This is a genomic window from Herminiimonas sp. (assembly GCF_030645555.1).
Taxonomy (GTDB): domain Bacteria; phylum Pseudomonadota; class Gammaproteobacteria; order Burkholderiales; family Burkholderiaceae_D; genus Oxalicibacterium.
On record NZ_JAUSME010000092.1, the window covers coordinates 1 to 10,969 of the forward strand.

The following is a 10,969-nucleotide window of genomic DNA, read 5'->3' on the forward strand; positions in this document are numbered from 1 at the left end:
GCCTGTTCGTGCAGATGCAGGAGCAGATGCAGACCCAGTCGAAGAACATGTTCGGTGCCTTTCCTTTCGCGCCACCGGCTCCGCCTGGCGATAAAAACAACAAGTAAAACAGGATGTGGCGGCACCCGGCCCCGCGCGCCACGCCAAGTGGCAGGCGGGGCGGGCAAAAGGGTACAATAGCGGCTTCGCTTAGTTTGCACCAAACTCCACGCTTTTTACCCGCCCCGCTATGACCAATGCTCTTCAAGCAACACCAAAAATCGGCTTCGTTTCCCTCGGATGCCCGAAAGCCCTGGTCGACTCAGAACAAATTCTTACCCAGTTGCGCGCCGAAGGCTATGACACCGCCAAGTCCTACGACGGTGCGGATCTGGTGATCGTCAATACCTGCGGCTTCATCGATGCCGCCGTGCAGGAATCGCTGGATGCAATCGGCGAAGCACTGCATGAAAACGGCAAGGTCATCGTCACCGGCTGCCTGGGCGCGAAGAAGGATGCTGCCGGCGACGACATCATCCTCAAGGTGCATCCGAAAGTGCTGGCCGTGACCGGCCCGCACGCGCTGGGCGAAGTGATGGATGCGGTGCATCTGCACATGCCCAAGCCGCATGCGCCTTTCCTCGATTTGCTGCCTCCGCAAGGCGTCAAGCTGACGCCGAAACATTACGCCTACCTGAAAATTTCCGAAGGCTGCAATCACCGCTGCAGCTTCTGCATAATCCCGTCGATGCGCGGTGATCTGGTATCGCGCCCGATAGCCGATGTGATGATGGAGGCGGAAAACCTGTTCAAGGCCGGCGTCAAGGAATTGCTGGTCATTTCGCAAGACACCAGCGCCTATGGCGTGGATGTCAAATTCCGCATGGGCTTCTGGAACGGCAAGCCGGTCAAGACGCACATGACGCAACTGGTGGAGGCGCTCGGTGAGTTGGCTTCACAGTACGGCGCCTGGGTGCGCCTGCATTACGTCTATCCGTATCCACATGTCGATGCGATCATTCCTATGATGGCCGAGGGTAAGATCCTGCCGTATCTGGATGTGCCGCTGCAGCACGCGCATCCGGATGTGTTGAAGCGCATGAAGCGCCCGGCCAGCGGCGAAAAGAATATCGAGCGCATCCAGGCCTGGCGCGCGATGTGTCCTGATCTGACGATACGCTCGACTTTCATTGCCGGCTTCCCGGGCGAGACGGAAGCGGAATTTGAATACCTGCTCGACTTCCTGAAGGAAGCGGAAATCGATCGATTAGGCTGCTTTGCCTATTCGCCGGTAGCAGGCGCTACCGCCAACGATATTCCGAATGCAGTGCCGGAAGAAGTGCGTGAAGAACGCCGCGGCCGCGTCATGCTGCTGCAGGAAGAAATCTCGAAAAAACGCCTGCAGGCAAAAATCGGCAAGACGATGCGCGTGTTGGTCGATGCCGTCAGTCGTACCGGTGAGGCGACCGCCCGTTCAGGCGCCGATGCGCCGGAAATCGATGGCGTGGTTTATGTGAAGCCGCCGTACGAGCCGCACCTGAAATTGCAGGTCGGCGAATTCGTCGATGTCAAGATCACGGCAGCCGATGCGCATGACCTGTGGGCGGAGGCATGATGATGCAAGGTTTATTTGCCGTGACGCTGATCGCCGCGCTGACATGTTCCAGCGGCAGCGTAGCTGCTGCGACCAAGGCGCCGGTAGCGACACCGACTGCGGCGACGCCTGAGGCGCCCGCGGTGGCAGTGTCTCCAGCAGCACCGGCCATCCCCGCGCTTTTCCTCAAGCCTGTGCTTTTGCGCGGCACCCTGGGCGACGTGAATGTGCAAGTCCAGATACGCCCCAAGGCAGAAATCGATGAGGGCATAGAAGGTGAATATTTCATCTTCGGCAATACCGCGCAGATCCTGCTGGCGGGTGAAATCGAAGGCGATATCCTGTTCATGGAAGAATCCGAGAACGGCACCAATATTTCCGGCCAATGGGATGGCAAGCTGGAAGGCGATATCCTGGCGGGCAGCTGGATGTCGGCTGACGGTTCCTTCACCAAACCGTTTTCGCTGAAAGTGGTGCCGCTCAAGCCCGCGACGCCAGCGCGCAATGGCAAAAAAGCTGCGGCCAAGGCTGGCAAACCGTAATTAATCACTGGAGACTCGCGTGACTGATCGCCCCTCGTTCCAGACCGCCCTGATCCACAATGATTATGTAGCACCCGCAGGTTTCGCCGCATTGCCGCAGGCGATACATCACGCATCGACGGTATTGTTCAAGGATGTGGCCAGCATGCGCTCGCGCAACTGGCAGGACAAGACTGCATATACCTACGGCTTGCACGGCACGCCGACCACCTTCACGCTCGAAGCACGCCTGGCCGCGATAGAAGACGGCAAGCATTGCCTGCTGGCGCCCAGCGGCTTGTCGGCAATCGCGATGGTCGACTTTGCCTTCCTCAAGGCGGGTGACGATGTACTGATCCCTGACAATGTCTACAATCCGAATCGCGAACTGGCCAACTGGCTGGCGCAGGATTTCGGCATAGGCGCACGTTATTACGATCCCTTGATAGGCAGCGGCATCGCCGAACTGATCCTGCCGAACACCCGACTGATCTGGACCGAAGCGCCGGGCTCGGTGTCGATGGAAGTGCCTGACCTGCCTGCCATCTGTCAGGCGGCGCATGCCAAAGGCGTGCTGGTTGCGCTCGACAATACCTGGTCGGCCGGGATCGCCTTGCGCGCATTCGATCTGGGCGTCGATATCGTGATGCAGGCGCTGACCAAGTATCAGTCCGGCGGCTCGGATGTCTTGATGGGCGCGGTCATCACGCAGGATCCAGCCTTGCAGCACAGCCTGGAACTGGCGCACATGCGGCTCGGCTTTGGCGTCAGTGCCGATGACAGTTATCTGGTGCTGCGCAGTTTGCCGACGATGAAGCTGCGTTTCGATGCGCACGATGCCGCTGCGCGCAAGATTGCAGTCTGGCTGCAGACGCGGCCGGAGATTGCCACCGTCCTGCATCCCGCACTGCCGGAATGCCCGGGACATGACATCTGGCAGCGTGACTTCACCGCTGCCGGCGGCTTGTTTTCCGTATTGTTCGACCCGCGTTACAGTGAAGCGCAGACCGCTCGTTTTGTCGACAGCCTGCAACTGTTCAAGATCGGTTTCAGCTGGGGCGGCGCCAACAGCCTGTGCGTGCCGTACCGGATGCAGAACATGCGCGACAACTGGCCGCATCAGGGGCAGTTGGTGCGCCTGAACATCGGACTGGAAGATCCCGATGATTTGATAGCCGATATCAAACAGGCGTTTGCCGCACTCTAAACAAAAGCATCCATCAGGATGCTTTTTTATTTCCGCGATAGCGCAGCCAGGCTTGTGCGCGAAAAAATCTGCCTGTTCCATGCAAATCGATGGCAATTACACATCTGTTTCCCATGATGGGGCAGGCTTGTTCCAAAACGGTGCTTTTGCTTACAGGCATCTTACGAACTCTGACAAAGAGAACCGGCAGCTGACTTCGACCGTAGCCAAAATGCTCTGATAAGCGCATTTTTATTGGGATTTTCCGATAAAGCGACGAACTGGCATGCGACATGCTTATATCTGACATGTCACATCCTTTTTGTGTCCTTTAAATGGAGATTGCCATGCGTTCGTATAAATGGATTCCCCGCTTGCTGACGGCTGTTCCTCTAGCCCTCTCGCTGCACTCGGGTCTGCACGCCGAAACGGTTGCCCGTTACGGTATTTCAATGGCGGACATTCCGCTGACTACAGGCCAGCCTGATCGCGGTGCCGGTGCCTATCAATTCACCGGCCACACCATTTACGATCCGCTGGTGGCATGGGAAGCGAATATAGACTCGCGTCCGGGCAAGCTGATTGCCGGCCTGGCGACCGCCTGGAAAGTCGATCCGGCAGACAACAAGAAGTGGACCTTTACGCTGCGTCAGGGCGTGAAATTCCATGACGGCTCGGACTTCAAGGCCGATGCCGTGATCTGGAACCTGGATAAAGTCCTGGCCGACAAATCGCCGCAGTTCGATGCCAAGCAAAGTGCCCAGGTCCGTCCGCGCATTCCATCGATCGCTTCCTATAAAAAGGTCAGCGATTACGTCGTCGAAATCACGACCAAGGATGTCGATGCACTGTTCCCTTACCAGTTGCCATGGTTCCTGGTTTCCAGCCCGGCACAGTGGGAAAAAGTCGGCCGCGACTGGAACAAGTTTGCCTCGCAGGCTTCGGGTACCGGTCCTTTCAAGCTGGACAAGCTGGTGCCACGCGAACGCGCTGAACTGGTCAAGAACGCCGCATACTGGGACAAGACCCGCATCGCCAAAACCGATCGCATCGTCCTGTTGCCTATCCCTGATGCGCTGACCCGCGCCAATGCCTTGCTCAACGGCCAGGTCGACATTATTGAAACGCCACCGCCTGATGTGCTGCCGCAATTGAAGTCTTCCGGCTTCAAGCTGGTGAAGAACGTCACGCCGCACGTATGGCCGTATCACTTCAGCACCTTCCCGGGTTCGCCATGGACCGACATCCGGGTGCGCAAGGCTGCCAATCTGGCGATCGATCGTGAAGGCATCGTGGCGCTGATGAATGGCCTGGCAGTGCCTGCAGTGGGTCAACTGGATGCGACCAGCACATGGTTCGGCAAGCCGACCTTCAAGATCAAGTATGACCTCGCTGCAGCACGTGCCTTGATGGCGCAGGCAGGTTACGGCCCGAGCAAGCCCTTGAAAGCGAAGATTGCGATCGCCCAGGGCGGCACCGGTCAGATGCTGTCGCTGCCGATGAATGAATACATCCAGCAAAGCCTGGCCGAGATCGGCATCCAGATCGAATTTGAAGTCGTCGAACTGGAAACCCTGTACCTGAAATGGCGCAGCGGTGCCAAGGGCGACATCAACGCCAGCAAGGGTGTGACCGCCATCAACCTCGGTTACGTGACGGCAGATCCTTTCTACGCGCTGACGCGTTTTGTCGACAGCCGCTATATCGCGCCGAACGGCGTCAACTGGGGCGGCTATGCCAATCCGAAGATGGATGCAACGCTGAATCAGATACGCACCAGCTTCGACGTCAAGACGCAAGACAAGCTGCTGGCGCAAGTGCACCAGACCATGGTCGACGATGCATTGATGCTGTGGGTCGTGCATGACGTGAACCCGCACGCGATTTCGCCGAAAGTAAAAGGCTTCGTGCAGGCGCAGCACTGGTTCCAGGATCTGACCACGATCCGCATGTAATACCGCGGGGCGAGGCAGCCTGCATCTGTGCTTCGCCCCTGTTTTAGCGTTTCATTGCTGTTTGCAATCGCTGTTTTTCTGATGCTTGTATTGTTGAAAGCTGTCCATGTTCTCTTATATTTTGAAACGCCTCCTTTACGCGATTCCGATTGCCTTGAGTGTGACGGTGTTGTCTTTCATGCTGGTGTACCTGGCGCCTGGCGATCCGCTGAATGCGATCGCGCCTGCCGATGCACCTGCGGATGTGATTGCCGCGCTCAAGAGCGCCTACGGGCTCGACAAGCCGGTGCCGGTGCAATACGGCATGTGGCTGTTGCGCGCGGTGCAGGGCGATCTGGGTACCTCGATCGCTTCGGGCCGCGAAGTGGTCACTGAAGTCATGAGCGCGGTCAGCAACACGCTACTGCTGGCCGGCGTCGCTGGTCTTGCCGGCGTGCTCGCCGGTTGCATCCTGGGTGCGCTGGCCGGTTACTGGCACGGCAGCTGGATAGATCGTATCGCCACGTTTATCTCCGTGATCGGTGTGAGCGTGCCGCATTACTGGCTGGGTCTGGTGCTGACCATTATTTTTTCAACTCAATTGGGTTGGTTTCCCGCGATGGGCGCCGGACCGGGCGGCTCGTCTGATTGGGCATGGGACCTCGAGCATTTCCGCTATCTGGTATTGCCGGCAATCACGCTATCGGTGATCCCTATGGGCATCATCACACGCACCGTGCGTGCACTGGTCGCTGAAATGCTGGAGCAGGAATTTGTGGTCGCGCTGCGTGCACGTGGTCTCAGCAATGGCGCGATCTTCCGCCACATCGCCAAGAACACCGCACCCACTGTGCTGGCTGTCACTGGTTTGCAAATTGGTTACCTGATGGGCGGTTCGATACTGGTGGAAACCGTTTTCGCCTGGCCGGGTACCGGCTTCCTGCTCAATACCGCCATCTTCCAGCGCGATATGCCGCTGTTGCAAGGCACGATACTCGTGCTGTGCATGTTCTTCGTCGCACTCAATTTGCTGGTCGACATTTTGCAACCGCTACTTGATCCCCGCATGGGTCGCTGAAAAGCGCTTGAAAGGTTAAACCATGGCTTCTTCTATACAATTTTTTCCGCAACCGGCGATGCCTGTCGTGACAGCGCAACCGCGCGGTTACTGGACCACGGTTCTACGTCAACTGCTGCGCGACCCTGTGGCAATGGGTGCCGCGTTGGTGATCTTGCTGATCGTCGGTGCCGCAGTGTTTGCACCGTGGCTGTCATCGACGGATCCATTCAAGGGCAGCATGATACGGCGCCTGCTGCCTATCGGCAGCGAAGGGCACTGGTTCGGTACCGATGAACTCGGTCGCGACATGCTGACGCGCCTGATGTATGGCGGACGATTGTCATTGACGATGGGCGTGCTGCCGGTGCTGGCTGCATTCGGCATCGGCACCTCTATCGGTCTGCTGGCCGGTTATGTGGGCGGCAAGCTCAACATGATCATCATGCGCGTACTCGATGTGTTCTACGCGTTCCCATCAGTATTGCTGGCGGTGGCGATTTCCGGCGCGCTTGGACCTGGCATGAGCAACAGCATCCTGGCCCTTACGCTGGTATTCGTGCCACAGATCGTGCGTGTCGCAGAAAGCGTCACCACACAAGTACGCAAGCTCGACTACATCGAAGCGGCACGCATGAGCGGTGCCAGTGCGTTCTCTATCATCCGCGTACATGTGCTCGGCAATGTGCTGGGACCGGTGTTCGTGTATGCCACCGGTTTGCTCAGTGTCAGCATGATACTCGCAGCAGGTTTGTCGTTCTTGGGTCTGGGTGTACGTCCGCCTGAACCGGAGTGGGGCTTGATGCTCAACACCTTGCGCTCGGCAATTTTCCGCAATCCCTGGGTTGCCGCATTGCCAGGCTTGTTTATTTTCATGACGTCGATTGCCTTTAACTTGTTGGCAGACGGCGTTCGTTCAGCCATGGATATCCGCCGATGAAACCTGATGACATGAACCTTCCTGTAGCTAATCCAGTTGATCGCGGTGGTCCTGCGCAGCCGCTGCTGGTGGTCAAGAATTTGAAAAAATATTTTCCCGTACGCGGCGGCATTTTGCAGCGCGAGAAAAAATTCGTGCATGCCGTTGATGGCGTCAGCTTCTCGGTTGCCAAGGGCAAGACGCTAGGCATAGTCGGCGAATCCGGTTGCGGCAAATCGACGACCGCACGCTTGGTCGCGCGCTTGATCAACCCGGATAGCGGCAACATGATTTTCGATGGCGACGGTGTGGCTGAATTCGGCGGTATCGAGTTCAAGGAATTCCGCCGCAATCTGCAGATGGTGTTCCAGGATTCTTTCGCTTCGCTCAATCCGCGCCTGACGATAGGCGATACCGTAGCTTACGGCCCGCTGGTACATGGCGTATCGAAGGAGGCTGCGAACGCGCGTGCGCGCGCCTTGCTGGCACGCGTCGGTCTGGAGCCTGCGCAATTCGCAGCGCGTTACCCGCATGAACTGTCGGGCGGCCAGCGCCAGCGCGTCAACATCGCACGTGCGCTGGCATTTCAGCCGCGTCTGGTGATCCTCGATGAAGCCGTGGCGGCACTGGATAAATCGGTGCAAGCACAAGTCTTGAATCTGCTGCAGGAGTTGAAGGCTGAACACGATCTGACTTATCTGTTCATCTCGCATGATTTGCACGTCGTGCATTACATCAGTGACGATGTGATGGTGATGTACATGGGGCAGGTGGTTGAGATGGGGCCGGTCGAGCAGATTTATGGCAGCGCACGTCATCCTTATACGACTGCTTTATTGTCGGCCGTGCCGTCTATGGATCCGGACAATCGTACCCAGCATTCACCGCTGGCTGGCGACCCACCGAATCCGATTAATCCTCCTAGTGGTTGTCGCTTCCGCGAACGTTGCCCGCATGCAGAAGCTGTTTGCTCAGCGCAAATCCCTGCGCTATTGCAGGTTGCGAATGGCGCAGGACACGCAGTCGCATGTCATATGAACGATCCGGTTTCCGGCCACACGAAAGCAATCGAAGAGGTGGCTGCATGAACAAGCCTTTGGTATCAGTACGCGATTTAAGCGTGGAGTTTCACGGCAACCGGCGCGCCAATGCGCTCGATCATGTCAGCTTCGATTTGCAGGCTGGAGAAGTACTGGGTTTGCTGGGGGAATCCGGTTCCGGCAAGAGCGTTACCTTGCGTACCTTGTTGCGCCTGCATCCGCAGCGCACGACGCGTATCAGCGGCCAGATCGAAGTCGATGGACAGGATGTGCTGGCATTGAAAGGTCGCGCGCTGGAGATGTATCGCGGCGGCACGACTTCTATGATTTTTCAGGAGCCGGGGCTGGCTTTCGATCCGGTCTATACGGTAGGCCAGCAAATTACCGAAGCGATACGTGCTCACGAAGCTGTGAGTCAGGACGCTGCGATGCAACGCGCCTTGCAGATGCTGGATCGGGTACAGATTCCACAATCGCGCCGTCGCTACGATGCCTACCCGCATGAACTGTCGGGCGGCATGCGGCAACGCGCGATGATTGCGCTGGCGCTGGCTTGCAAGCCGAAACTTTTGCTGGCCGACGAGCCGACGACGGCGCTCGACGCATCGGTGCAGATCCAGATTTTGCTGCTGCTGCGCGAATTGCAAAAAGAGACAGGCATGTCCGTCATTTTTGTCACGCATGACATAGGCGCAGCCGTCGAAGTCGCCGATCGCATCGCGGTCATGTACGGCGGTCGCATTGTCGAAGAAAACACGGTCAAAGGTATCGTCACCACACCGCGTCATCCTTACACGGCGGGTTTGCTGGCATCGACGGTCAGTCATGATAATCGCGGCAAGCCTTTGCCGGCTGTGCGCGGTGCACCGCCAAATCTCGCTGCATTGCCGCCGGGTTGCAGCTTCGCACTGCGTTGCGATAATGCGAGCGAGCGTTGTTTGAGAGAGAGACCGGCAATTGTTTCTGCTGGTGGTGAGCGTTTGGCGTGCTGGCATCCGGTTGTGCCGCTGGTAGTAAAGAATGATGCCGAAGCAGCGGTCGCCGTTTAAAGCTGTGTAGCATAAAATTAAAAAAGCATCCATCAGGATGCTTTTTTATTGATGACGCTAGGTGTACTTGAGGCATGGCCTTGTTATCGCAAGTCTACTTGCCTTGCAGACTGCGCACGAAGCCCGGCAGTTTTACCTTTGCACTGGCAGTTTTCAGTGGTGGAAGGCCGAGGAAAATGTGTCGGTACGAGGCGTACAGAATGCCACCTAATATAGGATACAGCGGCACCACGGTAAGACCGTGGAGCAGGGCACCGGCCATCAATAACAAGGCACAGACAAAGACGACGATGACAACAAATTTGTTTTGATTGAAAGCCTTGAAGGTGTGATCCAGACACAGCCTAAGCGGAAGATCGGTACATACGATGAGCGGGATTGCAAACCAGGGCAGGATCACCAGTAACCAGATGCCGATGGAAAACAGCGCCTTTGACCCTGTCATGAACTCACTAATTTCATGCGATTTCTCAACATAGACAGAGGGCTCTCCGGAGGGAATAGCGCTGCCTTGAATAATAAGAAGAATGATGAACATCGACATGCTCAGCGTCAGTACCGTAGCTGTCGAGCAAAACAGGATGCGCAACAGGGACAAGGGCGATGATTTGAGTATCTTTGCAATCGATATGGATGCATCTGCGCTATATGCCACGAGGACAAAGGCGCCGACCAGGACGGGAGAAATAATCGTCAGCACCAGTGCAGGGAACTGGCTGGCCACACCGAGTGTGAAAAGAACGAGGACGACATTCAGTATGAAATGCTGGCTGGATAAGTGCAATGCTTCGCTGAGCCAGCGGCGCCAGCTGGATGCCTCAACCTGTCTTGGGCCAAAAGTATTCATCGCGATGAATGAAGCAAGTGATCGGATTACTGAATAAAGCCGGATGTTGCTAAAGCCTGTTTTTTTTTAAACTTCCTGCGAATTGCAATAACCCAGGCTGCGATTCCTTACTCGTCTTTTGATTTACAGCATAAGTAAATTTAAGCGAGAAAGCAAACCAGTCTTGCCTATTGCAGGCAGCGTGTACTGATTTTCGTGCAGGGATCAGTTCTTGAGCTGATTGAAGCTGTGAGGAAAGCAAAAATAACGAAATAAAAAAGCATCCGGATGGATGCTTTTTTATTGATGAAGTTCTGCGCACTCAAGGCATGGTCTTGTTGTCGTTCAAATCGACGATGCCCTTGATTTCGCGATAGAGCTTCCATAGCCAGGCCAGGGCCCAGACCAGGAAGGCTGCCGGAATGCCGAAAATGGTCAGGAACAAAATACCGCCGAGCGTCATCCACACCAGATACCACCAGAACGAACGTATCTGCCAGCCGTGGTGGCTGTAGACAAAGGTATTGGCCGCATCTTCACGCTTGACGTAATTGATGATCAGCGGGATGAAGGAAAATAAACCCAGCGAAAATATCAGGCTGGCAGCGTGGGCGATATACAGCCACCAGGCGAGATTTTTTGCCGATTGCAGCGTATTGTCTAAAACAAGTTCTTGATTCATGTCTGGCCCTTGTGAGTGTTCAAGCTGTCAGATCGATTGCCGGCAAACAAAGTTCCATTTACCGGCCTGTTCTGCTGCCCAAAAAAAACGGGACCCACGCAGGGTCCCGTTTTTCTTCTTGCGAGTGCAGCTTACTTGACGACCATGTAGGTGAAAGGTATCACATACGCTTGCAGCGTCAC

11 protein-coding genes and 1 pseudogene are annotated in these 10,969 nt (G+C 56.3%); 9 read left to right on the plus strand and 3 right to left on the minus strand.

The annotated features are described in order from the left end of the window. The 4 genes and pseudogenes from Q7T06_RS03605 to Q7T06_RS03620 form a co-directional block, all read left to right on the plus strand. A pseudogene (locus tag Q7T06_RS03605) lies at positions 1 to 107 on the plus strand (polyhydroxyalkanoate synthesis repressor PhaR); the annotation flags it as partial. Positions 108 to 229: 122 nt separating this feature from the next. Continuing rightward, positions 230 to 1,594: a 30S ribosomal protein S12 methylthiotransferase RimO gene (gene rimO / locus Q7T06_RS03610; RefSeq protein WP_304780293.1), complete on the plus strand. Its 1,365-nt coding sequence runs from the start codon at positions 230 to 232 to the stop codon at positions 1,592 to 1,594. Next, positions 1,594 to 2,115, plus strand: a complete 522-nt coding sequence (locus Q7T06_RS03615) for a hypothetical protein (protein WP_304780296.1) — start codon at positions 1,594 to 1,596, stop codon at positions 2,113 to 2,115. Before rimO ends, Q7T06_RS03615 begins: the two co-directional genes overlap by 1 nt. A gap of 19 nt (positions 2,116 to 2,134) precedes the next feature. Next, entirely contained in the window at positions 2,135 to 3,301 is a 1,167-nt protein-coding gene (locus Q7T06_RS03620; protein WP_304780299.1) for a cystathionine beta-lyase, read from the plus strand. Positions 3,302 to 3,314: 13 nt separating this feature from the next. On the opposite strand, the gene Q7T06_RS03625 is transcribed toward Q7T06_RS03620, so the two are convergent. Then, positions 3,315 to 3,590 carry a hypothetical protein gene (locus tag Q7T06_RS03625; RefSeq protein WP_304780302.1) on the minus strand — a complete coding sequence of 92 codons (276 nt, stop codon included), beginning with the start codon at positions 3,588 to 3,590 and terminating at the stop codon, positions 3,315 to 3,317. 37 nt (positions 3,591 to 3,627) lie between these two features. Here Q7T06_RS03625 and Q7T06_RS03630 point away from each other — a divergent pair, with 37 nt between their 5' ends. From Q7T06_RS03630 to Q7T06_RS03650, 5 genes are all read left to right on the plus strand, one after another. Next, positions 3,628 to 5,235, plus strand: coding sequence for an ABC transporter substrate-binding protein (locus Q7T06_RS03630; protein ID WP_304780306.1), 1,608 nt, complete (start codon positions 3,628 to 3,630; stop codon positions 5,233 to 5,235). 106 nt (positions 5,236 to 5,341) lie between these two features. After that, positions 5,342 to 6,292, plus strand: a complete 951-nt coding sequence (locus Q7T06_RS03635) for an ABC transporter permease (RefSeq protein WP_304780308.1) — start codon at positions 5,342 to 5,344, stop codon at positions 6,290 to 6,292. Between the two features lie 22 nt (positions 6,293 to 6,314). Further along, positions 6,315 to 7,211, plus strand: a complete 897-nt coding sequence (locus Q7T06_RS03640; protein WP_304780312.1) for an ABC transporter permease — start codon at positions 6,315 to 6,317, stop codon at positions 7,209 to 7,211. A gap of 11 nt (positions 7,212 to 7,222) precedes the next feature. Then, positions 7,223 to 8,278 (plus strand): ABC transporter ATP-binding protein, encoded by a 1,056-nt coding sequence (locus Q7T06_RS03645; protein ID WP_304780315.1) that lies wholly within the window; start codon positions 7,223 to 7,225, stop codon positions 8,276 to 8,278. Continuing rightward, complete coding sequence (locus tag Q7T06_RS03650) at positions 8,275 to 9,279, plus strand: ABC transporter ATP-binding protein (protein ID WP_304780317.1); 1,005 nt, start codon at positions 8,275 to 8,277, stop codon at positions 9,277 to 9,279. The genes Q7T06_RS03645 and Q7T06_RS03650 overlap by 4 nt, the downstream gene beginning before the upstream one ends. A 94-nt stretch (positions 9,280 to 9,373) precedes the next feature. Here Q7T06_RS03650 and Q7T06_RS03655 read toward each other — a convergent pair whose 3' ends face one another. Beyond that, complete coding sequence (locus Q7T06_RS03655) at positions 9,374 to 10,126, minus strand: hypothetical protein (protein ID WP_304780320.1); 753 nt, start codon at positions 10,124 to 10,126, stop codon at positions 9,374 to 9,376. Between the two features lie 301 nt (positions 10,127 to 10,427). After that, positions 10,428 to 10,787 carry a hypothetical protein gene (locus Q7T06_RS03660; protein WP_304780323.1) on the minus strand — a complete coding sequence of 120 codons (360 nt, stop codon included), beginning with the start codon at positions 10,785 to 10,787 and terminating at the stop codon, positions 10,428 to 10,430. Between the last annotated feature and the right edge of the window lie 182 nt (positions 10,788 to 10,969).

What these genes read in the sequence shown, in the direction of transcription:
- rimO (WP_304780293.1), top strand. Translation starts at nt 230, where the DNA reads ATGACCAATGCTCTTCAAGCAACACCAAAAATCGGCTTCGTTTCCCTC.
- Q7T06_RS03615 (WP_304780296.1), top strand. Translation starts at nt 1,594, where the DNA reads ATGATGCAAGGTTTATTTGCCGTGACGCTGATCGCCGCGCTGACATGT.
- Q7T06_RS03625 (WP_304780302.1), bottom strand. Translation starts at nt 3,590, where the DNA reads ATGTCAGATATAAGCATGTCGCATGCCAGTTCGTCGCTTTATCGGAAA.
- Q7T06_RS03630 (WP_304780306.1), top strand. Translation starts at nt 3,628, where the DNA reads ATGCGTTCGTATAAATGGATTCCCCGCTTGCTGACGGCTGTTCCTCTA.
- Q7T06_RS03635 (WP_304780308.1), top strand. Translation starts at nt 5,342, where the DNA reads ATGTTCTCTTATATTTTGAAACGCCTCCTTTACGCGATTCCGATTGCC.
- Q7T06_RS03640 (WP_304780312.1), top strand. Translation starts at nt 6,315, where the DNA reads ATGGCTTCTTCTATACAATTTTTTCCGCAACCGGCGATGCCTGTCGTG.
- Q7T06_RS03645 (WP_304780315.1), top strand. Translation starts at nt 7,223, where the DNA reads ATGAACCTTCCTGTAGCTAATCCAGTTGATCGCGGTGGTCCTGCGCAG.
- Q7T06_RS03650 (WP_304780317.1), top strand. Translation starts at nt 8,275, where the DNA reads ATGAACAAGCCTTTGGTATCAGTACGCGATTTAAGCGTGGAGTTTCAC.
- Q7T06_RS03655 (WP_304780320.1), bottom strand. Translation starts at nt 10,126, where the DNA reads ATGAATACTTTTGGCCCAAGACAGGTTGAGGCATCCAGCTGGCGCCGC.
- Q7T06_RS03660 (WP_304780323.1), bottom strand. Translation starts at nt 10,787, where the DNA reads ATGAATCAAGAACTTGTTTTAGACAATACGCTGCAATCGGCAAAAAAT.